Genomic DNA, 24,628 nt, shown 5'->3' with positions numbered 1-24,628 from the left:
TCTGTTCGAGCTGCCGAAGGCTGCGATCTTCTGATCTTCAGGCGGGCATGCTGCGCAAGCGTCTGCCGATGACATCGAGCACATCACAGCCATCGCGCAATGGGATGGCGCACAGCAGGGCGAAGTCGCTGAGGATCACGGAGTCGCATTCGATCGAGCCGCGCATGCACATGTTTTCCAGGACCTGGACCACGGCGCGGATGCGATGGTTGGCGGCGTCCATGAGGATGTCGAGGGGCACGTGGGTGTCGACGAACAGGCTGGGCATGTCGCTGCAATTGCCGGTGAGGGCCATGAAGCGGTTGTCGGGGTGAGGAGTGATTTTTTCGTAGGGTGAATCAGTATGCATATTGGTCATTTTCCGGGTCCCATGATTGATAAACGTGAGCCGCCATCACACCTTCCTACGGGTTAGGGTGGCAGCTGTGCGCGGGAGTAGGAACCGAGCAATCATGGACCTCGGCCACGCCGAAGCGTGCCCCACGCACAGCCGCCGCGAACGATCTTACGGACTTGAACCAAGTGCCGCAAAAAGCCAACGAACTGTAACGTCATGAATGCGGGAATCCTTCATCCTGCCAACGCTCTCGCGGCGACAACGAAAAGACTATCCCTGCAACCCACCGCGCACCAGTTCATGAAAGCCGCCGCGATTCGAAGGAAACGTCCGAAGCGTTTGCCCCGAAATTTCACTCTGCCTCTGCCAGCAAAAACTCCAGAAGGGACGATCGTGACGAATCTTCCGACATCGATAATTTGAAAAACTGCCCGACCTTGCAGCGCAAAACAGCCTCGGGAAACGCCTCGAACACGGCCGGTTGCTCCTCGCTCAGCCATTGCAAAGCATTGGCGATGCGTACGCTTGCATCTGTCTGCGCCAAGAGCGATTGCGGCACGCTCCACCACGGAAAGACCCGCCCCGAAACCAGCGCACGGCCCGCGATTTCGATGGCTTGGCCATTGATCAAGGCTCGTGAAACGACTGGCAGCAATTGCGCGGAATTGACCTCCTCAGAGTGCAAAAGAGGCAGCAGAAACCGACCATCCCAAAAGCGGAAAAACACGGTTTTACCGTCCGGCATCAGCACTTGAGTGAGGCTGCGGAAATGTTCGACCAGCACGTCAAGATCCGCCGAAGACACCGCCAACCATCCCCAATCCCGGGATTCTGTTTCCGCCACCCAACGTAAAAACTCACTGTCTGCAGCGACAATTCCCACGTAGGGCATCACCGCGTCCCACTCGGCATAAATTGTCTCGGCCCAGACCGGATTCGCCGTGCCCTGCCAGGCTTTGAAGGCATCGGCGTCGCTGGCGCGGCTGAAAATGGCGAACAATTTTTCCGACGCATGCAGCGGCTGCCGCGCCAGCCATTGTTCAGGCGTCAATTCCTCACGCGGCACAAACACCATCCTTACAACGCTCACACTCCTCGCAGAATGGCGCATCACCTTTGAGACTCATGATCTGTGCGGCGGTGAGAATCGCCGCCGGCGCAGCGGCCAGTTTCTCCGGCAATCCCGGCACCACCGGCGCAGCGCTGGTCGCCGCCATCGGCGCGCCACCCACAACAATCGGCACGCTGCTGAAAATTCCGCCGGGGCCGATGTTGATCCACTGTCCGCCGGCCTGAATCGTCGCGCTCGCGCCGCCATCAATGACCACTTGCTGGCCTGCGCTGATATGGATCTGCGCCGAGGCGCTGGTGGCCTGGCTGTTCACCCGCACCTGCCGGTCGCCGAGCACGGACAAATGATCATCCTGCCTGACTTCGGTCTGGCGCTGGCCGTGGGTGATGCGTTGCTCGTCGGCCTTGAGTTCATGTCGGGCGGTGCCGGTGACCACCACACTGCGCTGGTTGTCGACCTGCAACTGCTGGTCGTTGAGCACATGCTGGGTCCAGTTGCGCTGGGCACGCAGGTAGATTTCCTCGGCGCCCTTTTTGTCCTCGATGCGCAGTTCGTTATAACCGCCACCGCCGGGACTGCTCTGGCTGCGGAAGATACTGCGGGTCTTGTCTGCCGGCAGATCCAGCGGCACCGGGGTCGCCGCATTCGGCAGGCAACCCATGACCAGCGGCTTGTCGGCATCGCCATCAATGAAGCCGACCAAAACTTCCATGCCGACGCGCGGAATCAACACGCTGCCGTAGTGATCGTGAGCCCAACCGGTCGCAACGCGCAGCCAGCAACTGGAGTGCTCGTTGAGTTCGCCATCGCGGTCCCAGGCCAGTTGCACCTTGACCCGGCCGTATTCATCGCAATGGATTTCCAGATCTTTCGGGCCGGTGACCACGGCAGGTTGGTAGCCCGACATGCGCGGTTTTTCCAGGCACAGTGCCGGACGAAAGACCACGTCCCACGGCGTGGCAACGAAAGTATTGCGATAACCCTGAAAGGATTCGCCATCGCTGGTCACCGACTCCTCCAGTACCTGCGGCTGGCGGCCGCGATGCTCGATACAGGTGAGTAACCACAGATCATTCCAGTCGCTGCGCGGATGCTCGGTGAGTTGCAGGAAATGCCCACAGACCAGCGAGGATTCGTCGCTGGTGCCTTCGGCTTGACGGTAATCGGCGACATGACGTTCAAGCGCGCGGCGCGTCAGGCCTTTGCCGGTTTCGCGATCATTGAATTGACCGGGAAAGTGATAGTCCTCCAGCACTGGACGCTGCTCGCCGTCACTGCGACTTTCCAGCGACAGGCGTGGTTTTTCGAAGTTGTAGTCGCGCCGGGTGACGACGCTGGTGCGGGTTTCCACGCGCACATTGAAACGCTGAATCGCCGGCGCGCCCGCCGACATGCCGCTGCCCGGCAGATACAGCGTCGGCTCGGGCAGCTTGGGGAACACGGTCTGGTCGTCGCCGAATACCAGCAAATGGCCTTCGGGGCTGTGTTGAAAGTGGTAATGAATGCCGACTTCGGCACACAGACGCTGGATGAAGGCCAGATCGCTTTCGGCGTATTGCACGCAGTATTCGCGCTCCGGGTATTCGCTGCCCAGGCGAAATTCAAAGGCATCGCGCAGGATCGAATGGTCCTTGAGGATCTGCGTGACAATTTGCGGCACGTTCTGATGCTGAAAAATCCGCTGGTTGATGCGATGCCCCAGATACGTCAGACGCGGGACAAGGCTGAGGTGATAGCGTGTCAGACGTTTCCCGGAATCGCCCTGCCCGACCTGATAAATCTGACCATGAATACCGCAACCCTGAGCATCGAAACTCAGAAACGCCTGACCATGCAGCAGGCTTTCCAGATCCAGGTCCGGCCGCTCGCTGACCAGTTCCAGCTCGAAGCGAAAGGGTTGGCTGATGGCTTCCCTGCCCGTGAACTCAAGGACCTTGAGGTCATGCTGGGCGCCTTCGAGGGTCAACGTGAAACGCGGTTGATTGGCAGGCGCGAACATCCGATGTCTCTCTGCAGTGTGAGGGCGGGCGATTCTGCATGAGGGGCAAGGGGTGATGAGCAGGTGACGGGAAATTCAGATTTGCCCTACGTGGTTTGCTGAAAGGACCTTGTTAATTCGGCCGTTCGACTACAGACAATTCAATCAAACCTGCCACCCACCCTGTGGGAGCGAGCCTGCTCGCGAAAGCGGCATGTCAGTCGATACATTCATTGAATGATCAATCGCATTCGCGAGCAGGCTCGCTCCCACAATGGATTTCCACAGGATTCGAGAAATCACAGGCCATAAAAAACGGCCCGCCTCCGGTAGGAAGCGGGCCGTTTTCATGTGAGCCGAAGCTCAGTCCATCACTTGTTCAGATGGAAGTCTTTTTCCGCTGCCTCGAAACGCTCAACCATGCCGCGAGTCGGTTCACCCGCCTTGCTGACAAAGTAGATGGCCAGGCTGGCGAAGATGAAGCCCGGAATGATTTCGTACAGACCCAGCAGTTCGAAATGCTTCCAGACCACCACGGTGATCGCGCCGACCAGAATACCGGCCAGTGCGCCGTTGCGGGTCATGTCTTTCCAGACGACCGAGATCAGCACCACCGGACCGAACGCAGCACCGAAACCGGCCCAGGCGTAGGACACCAGACCCAGTACGCGGTTTTCCGGGTTGGCAGCCATCGCGATAGCAATCAAGGCTACCAGCAGCACCATGGCACGACCGACCCAGACCAGCTCAAGCTGGGAGGCGGACTTGCGCAGGAAGGTCTTGTAGAAGTCTTCGGTCAGGGCGCTCGAGCACACCAGCAACTGGCAGCTCAGGGTGCTCATTACCGCAGCCAGAATGGCCGACAGCAGCACACCGGCAACCCATGGGTTGAAGAGGATTTTCGCCAGTTCGATGAACACGCGCTCCGGGTTCTCGGTGACCGGACCGGCCACTTCCGGGTGCGCCGAGAAGTAAGCGATACCGAAGAAGCCCACCGCCACGGTGCCGCCCAGGCAGAGGATCATCCAGGCCATGGAAATGCGACGCGCCTTGGCGATCGACTTCACCGAATCCGCCGCCATGAAACGCGCGAGGATGTGTGGCTGGCCGAAGTAGCCCAGACCCCAACCCATCAGCGAGATGATGCCGATGAAGGTGGTGCCTTTGAGCATGTCGAAGTTGCTCGGATCCTGCGCTTCGATGGCCAGGAACGTGGTATCGACGCCGCCAGTGGCCAGCAGGACGATGATAGGCGTAAGGATCAGCGCGAAGATCATCAGCGTGGCTTGGACGGTGTCGGTCCAGCTCACCGCGAGGAAACCGCCGATGAAGGTGTAGGCAATCGTCGCCGCAGCACCGGCCCACAGCGCCGTTTCGTAGGTCATGCCGAACGTGCTTTCGAACAGACGCGCACCAGCGACGATGCCGGAAGCGCAGTAGATGGTAAAGAACACCAGAATCACGATCGCCGAGATAATCCGCAGCAAGCCGCTTTTATCTTCGAAACGGCTGGAAAAGTAATCCGGCAGAGTCAGGGCATCGCCGTTGTGCTCGGTCTGCACACGCAGACGGCCGGCGACGAACAGCCAGTTCAGGTAGGCACCGACGATCAGGCCGATGGCGATCCAGCTTTCAGACAGACCGGACATGTAGATGGCGCCCGGCAGGCCCATCAGCAACCAGCCGCTCATGTCGGAGGCACCGGCAGACAGCGCGGTGACGACGCTGCCGAGGCTGCGACCACCGAGAATATAGTCAGAAAGGTTGTTGGTGGAGCGATAGGCCATCAAGCCGATCAGCACCATTGCTGCGATGTAGATCACGAATGTGATCAGGGTTGGATTGCTTACGCTCATTGAGTTACGCCCTGGCTTTGTTTTTATGTAGCGGCGGTAGTGAACCGCTCGCAAACGACGACGTTTGGCAGACGATCCGGGATCCCGCGCATTTAAGACTGATGTTTCCCCAGGAAAGCCATCAGCCGGTACACCGGGTTATTCCCGGTTGCACCTTGGCGGCGAATGCTATGCAACAAAGCAAATAAGGTGCAACCAGTTTCGCGAGAATTAGTTGCACCCAGGCGGATTAATCGACGATCACCCCGTTTTTGCTCCCTTTTGTGGCAGTCACGCCTCTTTGCTAGAAGTAAAAGCACCAAGCAGGAGCAGCACTTTCGTACCAGAAATTATTTCCTGACGAGCTGCGTATTATTCCGGCAAAAAAAGGGTTGCACCCGGTTGCACCTCATTCAGCGCACGGCTAATCTTGCGGCCAGCTGATGCCACGCAACTGTGGCAACCATGAGGATAAAAATATGGCTACCACCACCCTTGGGGTCAAACTCGATGACCCGACCCGCGAGCGCCTGAAGGCTGCCGCAACCTCGATTGATCGCACGCCGCACTGGCTGATCAAGCAGGCAATTTTCAATTACCTGGAAAAACTCGAGGGTGGTGCAACCCTGACCGAGTTGAACGGTTTGACCGCCAAAGACGCCGATGACGCAGGCGAAGTGCAGACCGATCACGCTCACCAATGCTTCCTCGAGTTCGCTGAAAGCATTCTGCCGCAATCGGTGCTGCGTGCTTCAATCACCGCTGCTTACCGCCGCCCTGAGCCGGAAGTGGTGCCAATGCTGATCGAGCAGGCACGACTGCCGGCCCCGATGGCCGAAGCCACCAACAAGCTCGCGGCGACCATCGCCGAAAAACTGCGTAACCAGAAAAGTGCCGGCGGTCGTGCCGGTATTGTTCAGGGCCTGCTGCAGGAATTTTCCCTGTCGTCCCAGGAAGGCGTGGCGCTGATGTGCCTGGCCGAAGCGCTGCTGCGCATCCCGGACAAAGGCACCCGCGATGCGCTGATCCGCGACAAGATCAGCACCGGCAACTGGCATCCGCACCTGGGCAACAGCCCTTCGCTGTTCGTCAACGCTGCGACCTGGGGTCTGCTGCTGACTGGCAAACTGGTTTCCACTCACAACGAAGCCGGCCTGACCTCGTCGCTGAGCCGCATCATCGGCAAGAGCGGCGAGCCGATGATCCGCAAGGGCGTCGACATGGCCATGCGCCTGATGGGCGAGCAGTTCGTTACCGGCGAAACCATCGCCGAAGCACTGGCCAATGCGAGCAAGTTCGAAGCCAAGGGCTTCCGTTATTCCTACGACATGCTCGGTGAAGCGGCACTCACCGAAGTCGACGCACAGAAATACCTGGCCTCGTACGAACAGGCGATCCACTCGATCGGCAAAGCGTCCCACGGCCGTGGGATTTATGAAGGCCCGGGCATCTCCATCAAGCTCTCGGCGCTGCACCCGCGCTACAGCCGTGCGCAGTACGAGCGCGTGATGGACGAGCTGTATCCGCGCCTGCTGTCGCTGACCCTGCTGGCCAAGCAATACGACATCGGCCTGAACATCGACGCCGAAGAAGCCGACCGCCTCGAGCTGTCGTTGGATCTGCTTGAGCGCCTGTGCTTCGAGCCGCAGCTGACTGGCTGGAACGGCATCGGTTTCGTCATCCAGGCTTACCAGAAGCGTTGCCCGTACGTGATCGACTACGTGATCGATCTGGCCCGCCGCAGCCGTCATCGCCTGATGATCCGTCTGGTAAAAGGCGCGTACTGGGACAGCGAAATCAAGCGCGCCCAGGTCGAAGGTCTGGAAGGCTATCCGGTCTACACCCGCAAGGTTTACACCGACGTTTCCTACATTGCGTGCGCACGCAAACTGCTGTCGGTACCGGAAGTCATCTACCCGCAATTCGCTACGCACAACGCCCACACCCTGTCGGCGATCTACCACATCGCCGGTCAGAACTATTACCCGGGCCAGTACGAGTTCCAGTGCCTGCACGGCATGGGCGAACCGCTCTACGAGCAGGTTGTCGGCAAGGTTGCCGAAGGCAAGCTGAACCGTCCGTGCCGTGTGTACGCACCGGTCGGCACCCACGAAACCCTGCTGGCGTACCTGGTGCGTCGTCTGCTGGAAAACGGTGCCAACACTTCGTTCGTCAACCGTATCGCCGACCAGTCGATTTCGATTCAGGAACTGGTGGCCGATCCGGTGGCGCAGATCGAGCAGATGGCCACCGTGGAAGGTGGTTTCGGCCTGCCGCACCCGCGCATTCCGCTGCCGCGTGACCTGTACGGTGCCGAGCGCGCCAACTCGAGCGGCATCGACATGGCCAACGAACATCGTCTGGCCTCGCTGTCCTGCGCCCTGCTCGCCACCGCGCACAACGACTGGAAAGCCGCGCCGATGCTCGGTTGCGCGTCCAGCAACGAAACGCCGGTCGCCGTGCTGAACCCGTCCGATCACCGCGATGTGGTCGGTCATGTTCAAGAAGCTACCGTTGAAGATGTCGACAGCGCCATTCAATGCGCGCTGAACGCCGCGCCGATCTGGCAGGCCACCCCGCCGGCCGAACGTGCGGCGATCCTGGAACGTGCCGCTGACCTGATGGAAGGCGAGATCCAGCCGCTGATGGGCCTGCTGGCTCGCGAAGCCGGCAAGACCTACGCCAACGCCATCGCCGAAGTCCGCGAAGCCGTCGACTTCCTGCGTTATTACGCGGTGCAGGCGCGCAACGATTTCAGCAACGACGCCCACCGCCCACTGGGCCCGGTGGTGTGCATCAGCCCGTGGAACTTCCCGCTGGCAATCTTCAGCGGCCAGGTCGCTGCGGCATTGGCTGCCGGTAATCCGGTACTGGCCAAACCGGCCGAGCAGACTCCGCTGGTAGCGGCTCAGGCTGTGCGCCTGATGCTCGAAGCCGGCATCCCGGAAGGCGTGCTGCAACTGCTGCCGGGGCGCGGTGAAACCGTCGGCGCCGGTCTGGTCGGTGACGAACGCGTCAAAGGCGTGATGTTCACCGGTTCCACCGAAGTCGCGCGCTTGCTGCAACGCAACATCGCTGGCCGTCTCGACAGCCAGGGCCGTCCGATTCCGCTGATCGCCGAAACCGGTGGCCAGAACGCGATGATCGTCGATTCCTCGGCACTGACTGAACAAGTGGTGATCGACGTGGTGTCGTCGGCCTTCGACAGCGCCGGCCAGCGTTGCTCGGCACTGCGCGTGCTGTGCCTGCAGGAAGATTCCGCCGATCGCGTCATCGAAATGCTCAAGGGTGCCATGGCCGAAAGCCGTCTCGGCAACCCCGAGCGTCTGTCCGTGGACATCGGCCCGGTGATCGACGCCGAAGCCAAGGCCGGCATCGACAAGCACATCCAGGGCATGCGCGACAAAGGTCGCAATGTTTACCAGGTTGCGATTGCCGACAGCGAAGAGATCAAGCGCGGCACCTTCGTCATGCCGACCCTGATCGAGCTGGAAAGCTTCGACGAACTGCAACGCGAGATCTTCGGCCCGGTACTGCACGTGGTGCGCTACAAGCGCAAAGAGCTGGATCAACTGATCGGCCAGATCAACGCCTCCGGTTACGGCCTGACGCTGGGCGTGCACACGCGCATCGACGAGACCATCGCCAAGGTGATCGACAACGTCAACGCCGGTAACGTCTACGTCAACCGCAACATCGTCGGTGCCGTGGTCGGCGTGCAGCCATTCGGCGGCGAAGGCCTGTCGGGTACTGGCCCGAAAGCCGGCGGCCCGCTGTATCTGTACCGTTTGCTGTCGACGCGTCCTAGCGACGCCATCGAGCAATCCTTCGCTCGCGGTGACGCCATCGTCGCCCCGGACGTGCGCTTGCGCGATGCCATGAGCCAATCGTTGAACGCTCTGAAAGCCTGGGCCGACAACAACAAGTTCGCCGATCTGAGCACCCTGTGCGTGCAATACGCAGCACAATCGCAGAGCGGCATCACCCGCGTGCTGGCTGGCCCGACCGGCGAGAAAAACAGCTACGCCATCCTGCCGCGCGAGCACGTGCTGTGCCTGGCGGAAGTTGAAGGTGATCTGCTGACGCAACTGGCGGCGGTGCTGGCAGTGGGCGGTTCGGCGGTGTGGCCGGAAACCGAGCTGACCAAGGCGTTGCTCGCCCGTCTGCCGAAGGAAGTCCAGGCGCGGATCAAACGCGTTGCCGACTGGAACAAGGACGAAGTGGTCTTCGATGCAGTGCTGCATCACGGCCACTCCGACCAGTTGCGCGGCGTCTGCCAGCAGATCGCCCAGCGTGGCGGCGCGATCGTTGGCGTTCAGGGACTGTCCCAGGGCGAGACCAACATTGCCCTGGAGCGCCTGGTGATCGAGCGGGCATTGAGCGTTAACACGGCTGCTGCTGGAGGCAATGCCAGTCTGATGACGATCGGTTAAACCGCTGTAAGTCCAGGCGACTGCAATGGTTGCCTGGTAAGCAATACCCTCCGGCAGCGAGCCTGCTCGCGAAGACGGCGTTTCAGTCGACATCAATGTTGCCTGAACCACCGCTTTCGCGAGCAGGCTCGCTTCCACAGAAGATCAAAAGATCGCAGCCTTCGGCAGCTCCTTGTATCTCGACTAACGCTCCGTCAGGAGCGATAGTTCTCGACTGATCATCGAGGGAGGGACTTGGAAGCCGCGCAGCTCCTTAGGCTTTTTGCCTGTGACGTAGATCGTGCTCCAGCCCTCCACACTCACTCGTACAGTTCGCACGGTATCTTGGGCCCGCCTGCGGCGAGAGCCCGCATTCGCAAGGTTGGACAGAGTGACGTGATGATTGCAACAGGGAACAAGTGGAGAATCAATCATGTCCGGTTTCGTTGGCGTCGACATCGCAAAGAACACCTTTGATATCGCTACACACCAGCCCAACGGCAAGCACAAAACCAAGGCCAAGCTGGCCAACGATCCAAAGGGCTTTAAAGAGTTTGAGGCGTGGCTAGAAAAAAATGCCGAGCGTTCGGCCCTGATCGTGATGGAAGCCACCAGCGTCTACCATTTGGAGCTCGCGGAATTCGTTTACAACAAAGGCTTCCGGGTCTGCGTCGTGAACCCGGCTACGACCAAAGCGTACGCTGACAGCGAACTGCGCCGCATCAAGACTGATAAAAGCGATGCCAAACTGATCGCCGACTTTGCCCGGGAAAAGGATCAAAAACTTCACCCATGGGCGCCTGAGCCGCTGAAATACCGCCAGTTAAAAGCAATGGTGCGCCGCCTGGATGACCTTCAGGAAATGGAACAAATGGAGCTCAATCGTCTGGACGTTTCCGACGAAAAGGTCAAAGACTCGATCAACTCCGTTCTGCGCCATATCGAAAAAGAGATCGTAGAAACGCATAAGGCGATCAAAAAACACATCGATGACGACCCGGATATGCGTCAGATGCGGGATCTCATCGTAACCATCGACGGCATCGGACAAAAAACGCTTGAACGATTGCTCGCCGAACTGGGTGACTTGCGCAAATACAGTGATCCTCGCCAACTGGTCGCTGCTGCAGGGCTCAATCCAAAGCTGCAGGAATCAGGAAAGCTCAAAGGTCACACCCTGATCTCAAGAGTAGGGTCAGCACGGCTGCGTGCAGGCCTTTACATGCCTGGCATGGTGGCGCTGAAACACAATAAGGCGATCAAGGCGATGAAAGAACGCCTGGAAGCCAATGGCAAGGCCCCCAAGCAGATCATCTGCGCAGCAATGCGCAAGCTGCTGCACTTCGTTTACGGAGTGCTCAAGTCAGGACTGCCATATGACCCGAAACTTGCGCTTGCCCGGTGAGGCTCAAGACGGTATCTACAGGGAAACGCATTCCAAATGTAGGAGCTGCCGAAGGCTGCGATCTTTTGCTTCTGCATCACTCTCATCAATCATCCTATCCAGCCTCTATTCCACCGCCTTAGACTCGGTCCAACCCCAATTTTCAGGTAGGCCGCCATGTCCGAGACGCTGCTCAGTTCCCGCAATCTGGCTTTCGAGCTGTATGAAGTCCTTGATGCCGAGGGCCTGACCCGGCGTGAGCGCTTCGCCGAGCACAACCGCGAAACCTTCGACGCCGCCATCGGCACCGCGCGCAACATCGCCGAGAAGTACTTTGCGCCGCACAACCGCAAGGGCGACGAGAACGAGCCGCGCTACGTGGATGGTAAGGCGATCCTGATTCCTGAAGTCAAACCGGCGGTGGATGCCTTCCTTGAGGCCGGATTCCTTAACGCAGCGCGCAGTTTCGAGGCCGGCGGTATGCAATTGCCGACCCTGCTGTCGCAAGCCTGCTTCGCGCATTTCCAGTCCGCCAATGCAGCTTCGACGTCCTACCCGTTCCTGACCATGGGCGCGGCCAATCTGATCGAGAGCTTTGGCAGCGAAGAGCAGAAACAGCGCTTCCTGCAACCGATGATCGACGGACGTTTCTTCGGCACCATGGCCCTGACCGAGCCCCATGCCGGTTCATCGCTGTCGGACATTCGTACCCGCGCCGAGCCTGCGTCCGACGGCACCTATCGCCTGAAGGGCAACAAGATCTTCATTTCCGGCGGCGATCACCCGCTGTCGGAAAACATCGTGCACATGGTCCTGGCCAAGCTGCCGGACGCCCCGCCGGGGGTGAAAGGTATTTCGCTGTTTATCGTGCCGAAGTTTCTGGTCAACGACGACGGCAGCCTCGGCCAGCGCAACGACGTGCTGCTCGCCGGTTTGTTCCACAAGATGGGCTGGCGCGGCACCACATCGACGGCGCTGAACTTCGGCGATAACGGTGAGTGCGTCGGCTATCTGGTGGGCAAACCGCACCATGGTTTGAGCTACATGTTCCAGATGATGAACGAAGCGCGAATCGGCGTCGGCATGGGCGCGGTGATGCTCGGCTATGCCGGTTACCTGTATTCACTGGAATATGCGCGTGAGCGGCCGCAGGGCCGGGTGCCGGACAGCAAGGATCCGACCACTGCGCCGGTGGCGATCATTCAGCACGCGGACGTCAGACGCATGCTGCTGACGCAGAAATCCTACGTCGAAGGTGCGTTTGACCTCGGCCTGTACGCCGCGCGGTTGTTCGATGACACCACCACGCTGGAAACCGAAGCCGAACGCAAACAGGCTCATGAGCTGCTGGACCTGCTGACGCCCATCGTCAAATCCTGGCCTTCGGAGTTCTGCCTCAAAGCCAACGAACTGGCGATCCAGATTCTTGGCGGCCACGGCTACACCCGTGAGTACCCGGTGGAGCAGTACTACCGCGACAACCGCTTGAACCCGATCCACGAAGGCACCCACGGCATCCAGTCTCTGGATTTGCTCGGGCGCAAACTGGCGCAGAACGGTGGCGCCGGTCTCAAGCAGCTGATTCGATTGATCGCCAACACGGCCGAACGTGCCACTGCATACGATTCGTTGACCACCCTGCGCGAACCGCTGGAAAAACTCGTTGCCCGCCTGCAAACCGTGACCATCGGCCTGCTCACCGATTTGGCCCAAGGAAAGGTCAACAGCAGCCTGGCGAACTCGGCGCTGTACCTGAAAGTGTTCGGCCACGCAGTGATCGGCTGGCGCTGGCTGGAGCAGGCGATTCGCGCCGAGGAAGGCCTGGCCAAAGGAAATGCGGCGGATGTCGACTTCTATAAGGGCAAGTTGCAGGCGGCGCGGTATTTCCTGACATGGGAAGTGCCGGGTTGCCAGCATGAGCTGGACTTGCTGGAGGCGCGGGATGATACGTGTCTGGGGATGCGGGATGCGTGGTTCTGAAACGCTACCCTCACCCCAGCCCTCTCCCGGAGGGAGAGGGGGCCGAATGGGGAATATTCAAGAAGTACGCCGACCTGAAAGGGCCTTGCCGGATCCATAATCGACTGGTGTTTTCAGGTCGACGTATAGCGATAGACGCCTCGGTCAGTCCCCTCTCCCTCCGGGAGAGGGCTAGGGTGAGGGGCTTTTCAGGTCTGATACTCAACTCAGTTTGAACCCACCCATCTGCCGCGCCAGATCATCCGCCAGCCGCTGCAACATCTGACAATCCTCACGACACGCACGAACCTCCCCCGCCGTCGCCCGTGCCAGATCGGAAATCCCCTGCACGTTGCGGTTGATCTCTTCAGTCACCGCGGACTGCTCTTCGGTTGCCGTCGCTACCTGATGGTTCATATCGCTGATGCGCTCGACCTGACCGGTGATCGCCGTCAGTGACGCGCCGGTACGCTGGCTCGATTCAACCCCGGTCCCGGTTGCAGCCTGACCGGTGCGCATCGATGACACGGCGTTTTCCGCGCCTTGCTTGAGGCTGCCGATCATCAATTGAATTTCGTCGGTCGAGGCCTGGGTCCTGCGCGCGAGGGTGCGCACTTCATCGGCGACCACCGCGAAGCCACGGCCCATATCGCCGGCGCGGGCAGCTTCGATGGCGGCGTTGAGTGCCAGCAGATTGGTCTGTTCGGAAACGCCACGAATCACCGCCAGCACCGAATCAATCGACGCCACTTGCTGCGCCAGCTCACCCACCGCCCCTGCCGCCACGCCGATCTCATCGGACATGCTCTCGATATGACGGATCGAGCCACCAACCACTTCCCGTGCCTGCAACGCCTCATCGCGCGCGGTTTGCGAGGCAAGCGCGGCGTTGCCAGCGTTCTGCGCGATTTCCTGCACGGTCAGGCCCATTTCGTGGACGGCGGTGGCAACCATGTCGGTCATTTCCTGCTGCCGGCCCGAACGCTCGGCGGTGTTGTCCACCACCTTCGCCACTTGCCCCACGGCCGTGCGCAGGCGTTCGCTGGTGGTCAGCACCTCGCCGATCATCGCGCGCTGGCTGTCGAGAAAACGGTTGAAGCCGCGCGCGAGGTCACCCAGCTCATCGGCACGGCTGGAATCTAACCGGTGGGTCAAATCTCCACCACCGCTACCGATGGCCACCAGCGCCCGTGTTACTTGTCGAATCGGTCGCACCAGCCCCTGCGCCAGCCACACCACCAACGCCAGGCAGACCAGCGCCACCACCAGACCGATGCCGCCGCTCATCCACATCGCTTTCCGTGCTTCGGCGTAGATCTGCGACTGCGGCACTTCGGCCACCAGGGTCCAGCCGAGATCGCGCAGCGGCAGGCTGAAGGCGAGGAAGTCTTCACCGTCGCGCTGGAAGCTGCTGTTGACCGCGTCCTTGTGCCCCATCAGCGCTTGCGCCGCGTTGGCACCGATCTGCTCGGTCAAGGTGCGTTTGCCGCTGAACTGCGCCTCAGGATGGACCTGAATCAGACCGTCGGAACGCACGAGATAGACCTTGCCGCGCTCGCCGAAACTGAAGTTGTGAATCAGCTCCGACAGCTCTTTCATGCTCAGCCCGAGCCCGGCGACACCGACAACTTTGCCGGCCTGCTTGACCTTCAGATCGATGAACAGGGCCAGCTCGCCAGTGGCGCCGTCGTTGTCGATATTGAGGGTGCGCGGCTGATTGCTGTCGAGAAAGGAATAGAACCAGGCGTCGGCCGGTTTCGCGCGACTGAGGGTGCGATCGAGGCCTTTTTCGGTGATGTAGTGGTTGGATTCGGTGCCGATGATCAGCGCGGTGAAAGCTTTGTGTTCAGCGCGGATGCCTTCCAGATACTGCGCGAAGAGAGCAGTTTTGCTGCTGTCCTCGCCTGTCGCCAGCCAGTCACGCACCATGCTGTTGCTGGCGATGTCCTTGGCGGCGGTGAGCGGTTGTACGAGGATGCGTTCGATATCGTTGCGCGTCGCTTCAATGCTCGACGGCAGCGCTTGTTCGACCAGATAGCTCTGGGCGAGGCGGTTGACCACCAGGGTATAAATGCCAACCACAATCACGATGCTGATCAGCAGGGCCGCGCCCATGCCGAGAATCAACTGCCACTGAATACTGCGTCGCCACCACTGCATGGAGCACCCCCAAGGAATAAGTGGCCGAAACACTGCAACGGCCGTGCCGATTGTATACAAACCAACCGACAATCTATTCCCTGGTTGTGCGCAACCCCATCAGCCCTGACTGATGGTCTTGGCAATCGTCTCGACCGTGGCGCTGACTTGCTCTTGATAACGGTCGAGTTCTTCCTGGTGCTGTTTCTTCATTTCGATCTGCTGCGAGCACAGATTCATCGCCGCCAGCACCAGCAAACGGTCGCCGATCAGCGTCGGGTATTTGCGCTTGGTGTCTTCCAGCGCTGCCTTGAGCATCATCGCCGCGTCCAGCAGGGTCTGTTCTTCCCCGGCCGGTGCCTTGATCGAATAGTCCTCGCCGAGAATGGAGATGACTTTTACCCCTGCTGTGCCGTGGTTCATGCGCTGACAGGACCGGCATTGACGCGATCAACCAGCGCCTGGATGCGCGCGGCGGTGGCGCCGTGTTTTTCTTCCTGCTCCATCAGGTTCAGTTGCAGGTTTTCGTTTTCATCCTTGGCCTGGGCCAGTTCCGTGGACAGGGTCTGGTTGGTCTGCAGCAGGGTCTGGTTCTGTTGCACCAGGTCGCTGACGAGCTGTTCCAATTGGCTGAGGGATGCTTCCAACATTTTGATCTTCCAAGCGTTTTTCAAAGGGCGCGTACGATAAAGAAAAGTCACCACGGATGCCAGGGTTAAACCGGCGCAAGGCCTTGATTTTCCTGGGTGGCGAAGCTTCTCGCGAGTTTAAAAGACTGTGATTGGTCGATCTGGTTCCTGCACTTCGTCGCTCAAGCCTGTCTGCGACAAATACGCACACCACCTCAAGACTTTAGTCGTATGACCGATAAGTCACCCATACAGCAGTCTCAGCCCGCATGGATGCGGCCCTTTTCGGTATCCGCCCATGTCCCTTCGCAATATGAACATCGCCCCACGGGCGTTCACCGGCTTCGCCCTGATCGGCGGCCTGATGTTGATCCTCGGCGTGTTTGCGCTGAACCAGATGAGCAAGATCCGCGCGGCCGGCGAAGACATCGCCACCGCCAGCGTGCCATCGATCAAGGCCCTCGACGAATTCACCCAGCTGACACTGCGCCTGCGCGTGCTGTCCTACCGTTTGCTGATCAATCGCGAACCCGACGTGCAGCAGAAAACCATCGAACTGTTCGATCTGCGCAATCGCCAGATCGCCGATGCGCAACGCGCATACGAGCCACTGATCGAAGGCCCGCAGGAACGTGCGGCGTACGATCAGTACGTGCAATTGCTGGCGCAGTACCGTCAGCTCGAAGAGCGGATGAAAACCCTGTCGCGCAACAATCAGATCGACGAGTTGCGGCAGATGCTCAACAGCGATTTGCTGAGCAATTCGGAAGCGGTGAATACCGCGCTGGCGCGCTTGCTGGAGATCAACACCCAGCAGATCGCCGAAACCGACCAGGGCGCGAAGGATCAGTATTCGATGTCGTTCAATCTGGTGGTGACCTTGCTGGTGATCGCCAGCGGCCTGACCCTGCTGTTCGCCTGGTTGCTGACCGTGAGCATTACCAAGCCGATTTCCAAGGCACTGGAGGCGGCGGAAACCATCGCCGAAGGCAACCTGACCCAGCCGATCCATGTCGATGGCGAAGATGAAGCCGGGCGCTTGCTGGCGGCCATGGCGAAGATGCAATCGAAGCTGCGCGATACCCTGCAGCGCATCTCCGGTTCGGCCACACAGCTTGCGTCTGCTGCGGAAGAGCTGAACAGCGTCACCGATGAAAGTGCTCGCGGCCTGACCCAGCAGAACAACGAAATCGAGCAGGCGGCCACTGCCGTGAATGAGATGACCAGCGCTGTCGAAGAAGTCGCGCGCAACGCGGTCAGCACTTCGGAAGCCTCGAAAAACGCCACCACTTCGGCGGGCGACGGTCGTGATCTGGTGCAGGAAACCGTCAGCGCCATCGAACGCATGAGCGCCGATGTGCAGAGCACCGCGTCGCTGATCGGCAACCTGGCCAATGAATCCCGCGACATCGGCAAGGTGCTCGACGTGATCCGTGGCCTCGCCGACCAGACCAACCTGCTGGCATTGAACGCAGCGATCGAAGCGGCCCGTGCCGGTGAGGCCGGTCGTGGTTTCGCCGTAGTGGCCGACGAAGTGCGCGCCCTGGCCCATCGCACCCAGCAGTCGACCAGCGAAATCGAACGGATGATCGGCAGCATCCAGAGCGGCACCGAACACGCCGTGGATTCGATGCGCAACAGCACCGAGCGCGCCGAGTCGACGCTCAACATCGCCCGTGGCGCCGGGATGTCGCTGGACACGATCAACAGCGCCATCGTCGAAATCAACGAGCGCAACCTGGTCATCGCCAGCGCTGCCGAAGAGCAGGCGCAGGTAGCGCGGGAAGTCGATCGCAATCTGGTCAACATCCGCGATCTGTCGGTGCAGTCGGCGACCGGCGCCAATCAGACCAGCGCGGCGAGCAATGAGCTGTCGCGCCTGGCGCTGGATCTGAACAACATGGTTGGGCGGTTCAGCCTCTAAGATCAAAGGCTACCCCCTCACCCCAGCCCTCTCCCCCAAGGGGGCGAGGGGGAAAGGGAGCAGATTGAGGGCCTTTCAGATTTTGAGTTCGGCTCGATATTGCAAGTCGGTGTAACCTGCACAAACACCTCGGTCAGTCCCCTCTCCCTCCGGGAGAGGGCTAGGGTGAGGGCCGCAATCCTCCGCCTGCCGCAAAACCTGATGCACCCTGAAAACCTTTTTGACAGCATCACATTTCAACAGGTTAGAATCGCTGGCACGCAGACTGCATGGTCAGTTTGTGCCCCCGTCTTTACGCTTCTGGAGTACTGCCTTTGAATGCGACGACCATCAACAGCCTGTTCTTGATCGGCGCGTTGCTGGTAGGCGCAAGCATTCTTGTCAGTTCTCTTTCTTCACGTCTCGGCATTCCGATTCTGGTCATCATTCTCGCGGTCGGCATGGCGGCCGGGGTCGATGGTGGCGGGATCATTTTCGATAACTACCCGACGGCCTATCTGGTCGGCAACCTCGCCCTGGCAGTGATCCTGCTCGACGGCGGCTTGCGTACGCGGGTGTCGAGTTTCCGCGTGGCGTTATGGCCGGCGCTGTCGCTGGCCACGGTCGGGGTGTTGATCACCACCGGGCTGACCGGCATGGCCGCTGCGTGGCTGTTCGACCTCAATCTGATTCAGGGCCTGCTGATCGGCGCCATCGTCGGTTCGACCGACGCCGCTGCGGTGTTCTCGCTGCTCGGCGGTAAAGGCCTCAACGAACGGGTCAGCGCCAGTCTGGAAATCGAATCCGGCAGCAACGACCCGATGGCGGTGTTTCTCACCGTCACCCTGATCGACATGCTCGCCAGCGGCGAAACCGGCCTGCACTGGAGCCTGCTGACCCACCTGATCCGCGAGTTCGGCATCGGTGGTGTGATCGGTCTGGGCGGCGGCTGGGTGATGCTGCAACTGGTCAACCGCATCAATCTCGCGGCCGGGCTCTATCCGATTCTGATCATCGCTGGCGGTCTGGTGGTGTTCGCGCTGACCAACGCCTTGCACGGCAGTGGTTTTCTCGCCGTGTACCTGTGCGGTCTGGTGATCGGCAACCGCCCGGTGCGTAGCCGCCACGGCATTCTGCACATGCTCGACGGCATGGCCTGGCTGGCGCAGATCGGCATGTTCCTCGTGCTGGGCCTGCTGGTCACGCCCCACGATCTGCTGCCGATCGCCCTGCCCGCCCTCGGTCTGGCGCTGTGGATGATCCTGTTCGCGCGGCCGCTGTCGGTGATGGTCGGCCTGCTGCCGTTCAAGGCTTTCCATGGTCGTGAAAAAGCCTTTATTTCCTGGGTCGGCCTGCGCGGCGCGGTGCCGATCATTCTCGCGGTGTTCCCGCTGATGGCGGGGCTGCCGCAAGCGCAGCTGTATTTCAACCTGGCCTTCTTCATCGTACTGGTGTCGCTGCTAGTGCAAGGCACGAGCCTGCCGTGGGTGGCCAAATTGCTCAAGGTGACCGTTCCGCCAGAACCCGCGCCGATATCCCGGGCGGCACTGGAAGTGCACGTCACCAGCGAGTGGGAACTGTTCGTTTACAAGCTCGGCGCGGAGAAATGGTGCATCGGTTCGCCCCTGCGTGAGCTGAAAATGCCCGAGGGCACACGCATCGCGGCGCTGTTTCGTGGCCAGCAACTGCTCCATCCGTCGGGTAGTACGGTGCTGGAAGTCGATGATTTGCTGTGTGTTATTGGTCATGAACACAACTTGTCGGCCCTCGGCAAACTGTTCAGCCAGGCGCCGCAACGTGGCCTCGATTTGCGCTTCTTCGGCGACTTCGTACTCGAAGGAGACGCCCAGCTTAAAGCGGTTGCAGCGCTGTATGGCTTGCCGGCCGAAGGCATCGATCCGGACATGACCCTGGGCGCGTTCATCGCCCAGAAAGTCGGGGGCGCCCCCATCGTCGGCGACCAGGTGGAGTGGAACAATACCCACTGGACGGTTGCGGTCATGGACGGGAACAAGATCGGCAAAGTGGGCGTCAGATTCCCCGAAGGAAGTCGCCCGGGCCCCGGACTCTTCCTCTAAACTGCTTCCACTCTCACTTGCTTGACCGGTCTCTATGCCTACCCTGCGCTCCTTTTTCGCCGCGGCCCTGCTGGGCCTCAGTCTTGTCGTCGGCCCGCTGCATGCTGCCGAACCACCGTCCAGCGATGCCGTGCAGGCCAGCCTCGACAAGCTGGCTGACAGCAAACTGCCGGACGCCGACAAGAAGACCCTGCAGACCGTCCTGCAGAACACCCTCAATCAACTGAACAACCAGCGTGATTACGAGCAGAAGCTGATCGATCTCAAGCGTCAGCTGGCCAACGCGCCGAAGCAGACGATTGAAAACACCCGCGAACTGAGCCGCCTCAAGGCCACTGCACCGGTGCCGGTAGCGCAGCGTTTTCCGAAAGAGTCGATCCAGCAACTGGAGCAGATCCTCACCGATCGCTCGACCCAGCAAAGCGATCTGCAAAAAGCCCTGGCCGAAGCCAACAGTCTGATCATCACCGCGCAGACTCGCCCCGAGCGTGCGCAGGCGGAGATTTCCGCCAGCCAGACGCGCATCCAGCAGATCAACACCATCCTCAAATCCGGCAAGGACACGGGCAAAACGGTCACCGCCGAACAGCGCGACCAGTTGAACGCCGAACTGGCCGCACTCAATGCACTGATTCCATTGCGCCGCCAGGAACTGGCAGGCAACACCCAGTTGCAGGATCTGGGCAACGCTCAGCATGACTTGCTCTCGGAGAAATCCGATCGCCTCGACCGCGAGATCCAGGAACTGCAAACCCTGATCAACCAGAAGCGTCTGGCGCAGTCGCAGGAAACCGTTACCCAGCAATCGATCGAAGCGCAGAAGGCCGGCGGCAGCAGCCTGCTGGCGAGCGAGAGCGCGACCAATCTCAAGCTTTCCGACTATTTGCTCAAGAGCACCGACCGTCTCAACGAAGTCACGCAGCAGAACCTGCAGACCAAACAGCAACTCGACACCCTGACCCAGAGCGATTCGGCACTGGACGAACAGATCAGCGTGCTCAAGGGCAGCCTGCTGCTGTCGAAAATTCTCTACAAACAGAAGCAGGCGCTGCCGCACTTGAAGGTCGACCGCGACCTCGCCGACCAGATTGCCGATATTCGCCTGTATCAGTTCGATGTCAGCCAGCAGCGGGAGCTGTTGAGCAATCCGGCGACCTATGTCGACAATCTGCTGGCCACGCAGCCGCCAGAGCAGGTCACCCCGCAACTGCGCAAAAGCCTGCTCGATCTGGCCAACACCCGTGCTGATCTGCTCGAGCGGCTGAACCGCGAGTTGAGCGCGATGCTCAATGAATCGATCACCCTGCAGCTCAACCAGAAACAATTGCTGAGCACCGCGCAAAGCCTGCGCGCGACCCTCGACGAACAGATGTTCTGGATCCCCAGCAACAAGCCGCTGGACGTGGAATGGATGCGCGGCGTGCCCGAGCGTCTCGAGCGACAGGTCAACACCCTGCCCTGGGCGTCGAGTCTGAGCGAACTGACTGACGGCCTGACCCAGCGTCCCTTGCTGTTCCTGCCATTGGCGCTGCTGATCGGCGCCCTGTTGTGGCGACGCAAAGCGCTGTACGGACGACTCAACAAGGTTCACCAGGACATCGGCCACTTCAAGCGCGACAGCCAGTGGCACACGCCGCAGGCGATTCTGATCAACATCCTGTTGGCGATGCCGGTGGCGCTGGGGCTGGCGCTGTGCGGTCTGGCCCTGCAGATCGACGCGCGCGGGCAGAACGCCAACATGGGCGCGGCGCTGTTGCAGATGGGCCAGGCCTGGCTGGTGTTCTACACCGCGTACCGGATTCTTGCGCCGGGTGGCGTGGCGGAATTGCACTTCCGCTGGGAAAAACCGCAGGTCGAGTTCCTTCAGGGCTGGGTGCGTCGACTCGGCCTGGTAGTAATGGCGCTGGTCGCCGTGGTGGCCGTCGCCGAGTTGCAACCGGCGGCGCTGGCCGATGACGTGCTCGGCATGCCGGTGGTGCTGACTTGCTATGCGTTGATGGCATGGCTGCTCAGTCGCCTGCTGATCAGCAGCCCGACGCACCAGAATGCCTCGCTGTTCCGCAAAGCCGTCGGGGTGATGTTCACCCTGCTGCCGATCGCCCTGTTTGTTGCGGTGTGTTTCGGCTACTACTACACCGCGCTGAAACTCAGCGACCGTTTGATCAACACCCTGTACCTGCTGATGTTCTGGCTAGTGATCGAGGCCACTTTCGTACGGGGCCTGAGCGTTGCCGCGCGGCGTCTGGCTTACCAGCGCGCGCTGGCCAAACGGCAGGCGGCAAAAGAAGCTGGCGACGGCGAAGCGGTGATCGAAGAGCCGACCCTGGACATCGAAAAGGTCAACGAACAGTCCCTGCGTCTGATCCGCCTGGCCCTGCTCGGCGGCTTCATTGCGGCGCTGTACTGGGTCTGGTCGGACCTGATTTCGGTGTTCTCGTATCTGGACAACATCACCCTTTACGAATACACCAGCGGTACCGGCGCCAACATGAGCATGGTGCCGATCAGCATCGGCGACATGCTCGGCGCGCTGATCATCATCGGCATCACCTTCGCTCTGGCGCGCAACTTGCCCGGCCTGCTCGAAGTGTTCGTGCTGTCCAAACTCAATCTGGCCCAGGGTAGCGCTTATGCGACAACCACGCTGCTGTCCTACGTGATTGCCGGCGTTGGTTTTGTCACCACCCTGTCGACCCTCGGCGTCAGTTGGGACAAGTTGCAATGGCTGGTGGCAGCGCTGTCGGTGGGCCTCGGTTTCGGTATGCAGGAGATCTTCGCCAACTTCATCTCCGGCATCATGATCCTCTTCGAACGCCCGGTGCGGATCGGTGACACCATCACCATCGGCAACCTCTCGGGCACGGTGAGCAAGATCCGCATCCGCGCCACGACCATCACCGACTTCGACCGCAAGGACATCATTGTCCCGAACAAAACGTTCATCACCGGGCAATTGATCAACTGGTCGCTGACCGACACCATCACCCGCGTCACGCTGAAACTCGGCGTCGATTACGGTTCGGATCTGGACCTGGTCAAGGAACTGCTGCTCAAAGCGGCCCGGGAGAACCCGCGCGTGCTCAAAGAACCTGAGCCACACGTGTACTTCCTCAACTTCGGCGAAAGCACGCTCGACCACGAACTGCGCATGCATGTACGCGATCTCGGTGACCGCAACCCGGTGCTGGATGAGGTCAACCGCTTCATCAATCGCGAGTTCAAGAAGCAGCACATCAACATTTCGTTCCGGCAGATGGAGGTTTATCTGAAGAACCTCCACGGTCAGGAATACAAGATGGTGCCTGTGGAACCCGAGAACAAAACCATCGTGCCGATCGTCGACGGGCAGAAACCGTTGCCGGAACCGCCACCGAGCAAACTCGACTAACCGACGTGGTCCCAGCAGAATGCTCGGACATTCTGCTGGAGCCGGCCCGTGAAAGCCCTCGACGAACTGACTTTCGATAACCGCTTTGCCCGGCTGGGCGACGCGTTCTCCGCGCACGTGCTGCCCGAACCGATCGACAATCCGCGTCTGGTGGTCGCCAGCCCGGCCGCTCTGGCCTTGCTTGATCTCGATGCGGCCAGCGCCGACACCGAAGAATTCGCGCAACTGTTTGGCGGCCACAAGCTGTGGGCCGATGCCGAGCCGCGGGCGATGGTGTATTCCGGGCATCAGTTCGGCGGTTATACCCCGCAACTGGGTGACGGGCGCGGTCTGCTGCTGGGTGAGGTGTACAACAACGCTGGCGAGCATTGGGACTTGCACCTCAAAGGCGCCGGGCAGACGCCGTTTTCACGCATGGGCGATGGTCGCGCGGTGCTGCGCTCATCGATTCGCGAGTTTCTCGCCTCCGAGGCGCTGTTTGCGCTGAACATTCCATCTTCGCGGGCCGCCTGCGTGATTGGCTCCGACACGCCGGTCTGGCGGGAAAAGCAGGAACGCGCGGCGATGGTGCTGCGTCTGGCGCCGAGCCATATCCGCTTCGGCCACTTCGAATATTTCTACTACACCAAGCGCCCCGAGCAGCAGAAACAGCTCGGCGAGCATGTGCTGGCGATGCACTTCCCCGAATGCCTCGAACAACCGGAACCGTATCTGGCGATGTTTCGCGAAATCGTTGAGCGCAACGCCGAGCTGATCGCCAAGTGGCAGGCTTATGGCTTCTGCCACGGCGTGATGAACACCGACAACATGTCGATCCTCGGCATCACCTTCGACTTCGGCCCGTTCGCCTTCCTCGATGACTTCGACGCGCATTTCATCTGCAACCACTCCGACGATCAGGGCCGCTACTCGTTCAGCAATCAGGTGCCGGTGGGGCAGTGGAACCTCAGCGCCCTCGCCCAGGCACTGACGCCGTTCATCAGCGTCGAGGCCCTGCGTGAAACCCTCGGCTTGTACCTGCCGCTGTTCCAGGCGCACTACCTCGACCTGATGCGCCGTCGCTTCGGCTTCACCACCGCCGAGGAGGAGGACCAGCAACTGCTGGAAAACCTGCTGCAACTGATGCAGAACAGCGGCGTCGACTACACGCTGTTTTTCCGCCGCCTCGGTGAAGAGTCAGCCGAACAGGCCATCGCCCGCCTGCGCGACGATTTTGTCGATATCAAAGGTTTCGATGCCTGGGGCGAACGCTACGTCGCCCGCGTCGGCCGCGACGGCAATGCCGATCAGGCACAACGCCGCGCACGGATGCATGCAGTCAATCCGCTGTACATCTTGCGCAATTACCTTGCGCAAAAAGCCATCGATGCGGCCGAGCAAGGCGACTATTCCGAGGTGCGCCGATTGCATGCGGTGCTGAGCAAACCGTTTGAGGAGCAGCCGGGGATGGAGGGTTACGCCGAGCGGCCACCGGAGTGGGGAAAGCATTTGGAGATCAGTTGTTCTTCGTAGGC

Annotated in this window: 14 protein-coding genes and 2 pseudogenes; 8 read left to right on the top strand and 8 right to left on the bottom strand. The window is 60.4% G+C overall.

Annotated features, from left to right (window positions below; translation table 11 throughout):
* Window positions 1-37: 37 nt before the first annotated feature.
* The 4 genes from AB4N73_RS24005 to putP form a co-directional block, all read right to left on the bottom strand.
* Window positions 38-358: a hypothetical protein gene (locus AB4N73_RS24005; protein ID WP_056787448.1), complete on the bottom strand. Its 321-nt coding sequence runs from the start codon at window positions 356-358 to the stop codon at window positions 38-40.
* A 331-nt stretch (window positions 359-689) separates the two neighbouring features.
* The gene (locus AB4N73_RS24000; protein ID WP_460142627.1) at window positions 690-1,412 is read right to left on the bottom strand and encodes a DUF4123 domain-containing protein; all 723 of its coding nucleotides are present in this window, start codon (window positions 1,410-1,412) and stop codon (window positions 690-692) included.
* Window positions 1,393-3,408: a type VI secretion system Vgr family protein gene (locus tag AB4N73_RS23995; protein WP_150638078.1), complete on the bottom strand. Its 2,016-nt coding sequence runs from the start codon at window positions 3,406-3,408 to the stop codon at window positions 1,393-1,395. The genes AB4N73_RS24000 and AB4N73_RS23995 overlap by 20 nt, the downstream gene beginning before the upstream one ends.
* A 350-nt stretch (window positions 3,409-3,758) precedes the next feature.
* Entirely contained in the window at window positions 3,759-5,243 is a 1,485-nt protein-coding gene (putP, locus tag AB4N73_RS23990) for a sodium/proline symporter PutP (protein ID WP_252868675.1), read from the bottom strand.
* A 458-nt stretch (window positions 5,244-5,701) separates the two neighbouring features.
* Here putP and putA point away from each other — a divergent pair, with 458 nt between their 5' ends.
* The 3 genes from putA to AB4N73_RS23975 all read left to right on the top strand — a co-directional run bounded on the left by putA (window position 5,702) and on the right by AB4N73_RS23975 (window position 12,998).
* A complete protein-coding gene (putA, locus tag AB4N73_RS23985; RefSeq protein ID WP_056787440.1) occupies window positions 5,702-9,655 on the top strand; it encodes a trifunctional transcriptional regulator/proline dehydrogenase/L-glutamate gamma-semialdehyde dehydrogenase in 3,954 nt (1,317 codons plus the stop codon).
* Window positions 9,656-10,067: 412 nt separating this feature from the next.
* Window positions 10,068-11,039, top strand: coding sequence for an IS110 family RNA-guided transposase (locus tag AB4N73_RS23980; RefSeq protein ID WP_056786210.1), 972 nt, complete (start codon window positions 10,068-10,070; stop codon window positions 11,037-11,039).
* A gap of 156 nt (window positions 11,040-11,195) precedes the next feature.
* The gene (locus tag AB4N73_RS23975; RefSeq protein ID WP_460142626.1) at window positions 11,196-12,998 is read left to right on the top strand and encodes an acyl-CoA dehydrogenase; all 1,803 of its coding nucleotides are present in this window, start codon (window positions 11,196-11,198) and stop codon (window positions 12,996-12,998) included.
* 201 nt (window positions 12,999-13,199) lie between these two features.
* On the opposite strand, the gene AB4N73_RS23970 is transcribed toward AB4N73_RS23975, so the two are convergent.
* The 4 genes and pseudogenes from AB4N73_RS23970 to AB4N73_RS23955 form a co-directional block, all read right to left on the bottom strand.
* On the bottom strand, window positions 13,200-13,931 hold the full coding sequence (locus tag AB4N73_RS23970; RefSeq protein WP_371924027.1) for a methyl-accepting chemotaxis protein: 732 nt from the start codon (window positions 13,929-13,931) through the stop codon (window positions 13,200-13,202).
* 135 nt (window positions 13,932-14,066) lie between these two features.
* A pseudogene (locus AB4N73_RS23965) lies at window positions 14,067-15,092 on the bottom strand (cache domain-containing protein); the annotation flags it as partial.
* 144 nt (window positions 15,093-15,236) lie between these two features.
* Window positions 15,237-15,539: a cell division protein ZapA gene (locus AB4N73_RS23960; protein ID WP_460142625.1), complete on the bottom strand. Its 303-nt coding sequence runs from the start codon at window positions 15,537-15,539 to the stop codon at window positions 15,237-15,239.
* On the bottom strand, window positions 15,536-15,766 hold the full coding sequence (locus AB4N73_RS23955; protein WP_016772015.1) for a hypothetical protein: 231 nt from the start codon (window positions 15,764-15,766) through the stop codon (window positions 15,536-15,538). The genes AB4N73_RS23960 and AB4N73_RS23955 overlap by 4 nt, the downstream gene beginning before the upstream one ends.
* A gap of 277 nt (window positions 15,767-16,043) precedes the next feature.
* Here AB4N73_RS23955 and AB4N73_RS23950 point away from each other — a divergent pair.
* The 5 genes and pseudogenes from AB4N73_RS23950 to selO all read left to right on the top strand — a co-directional run.
* Window positions 16,044-16,766, top strand: a pseudogene (locus AB4N73_RS23950) (MCP four helix bundle domain-containing protein); the annotation flags it as partial.
* 30 nt (window positions 16,767-16,796) lie between these two features.
* Entirely contained in the window at window positions 16,797-17,669 is an 873-nt protein-coding gene (locus AB4N73_RS23945) for a methyl-accepting chemotaxis protein (RefSeq protein WP_460143609.1), read from the top strand.
* Window positions 17,670-17,983: 314 nt separating this feature from the next.
* On the top strand, window positions 17,984-19,726 hold the full coding sequence (locus AB4N73_RS23940) for a potassium/proton antiporter (RefSeq protein WP_041477603.1): 1,743 nt from the start codon (window positions 17,984-17,986) through the stop codon (window positions 19,724-19,726).
* A 34-nt stretch (window positions 19,727-19,760) separates the two neighbouring features.
* The gene (gene mscK, locus AB4N73_RS23935) at window positions 19,761-23,114 is read left to right on the top strand and encodes a mechanosensitive channel MscK (protein WP_095181005.1); all 3,354 of its coding nucleotides are present in this window, start codon (window positions 19,761-19,763) and stop codon (window positions 23,112-23,114) included.
* 48 nt (window positions 23,115-23,162) lie between these two features.
* The gene (gene selO, locus AB4N73_RS23930) at window positions 23,163-24,626 is read left to right on the top strand and encodes a protein adenylyltransferase SelO (protein WP_460142624.1); all 1,464 of its coding nucleotides are present in this window, start codon (window positions 23,163-23,165) and stop codon (window positions 24,624-24,626) included.
* Window positions 24,627-24,628: the final 2 nt, after the last annotated feature.

This window comes from Pseudomonas sp. S3_B08 (genome assembly GCF_054667725.1).
This window is presented reverse-complemented; position numbering and strand designations above follow the sequence as displayed.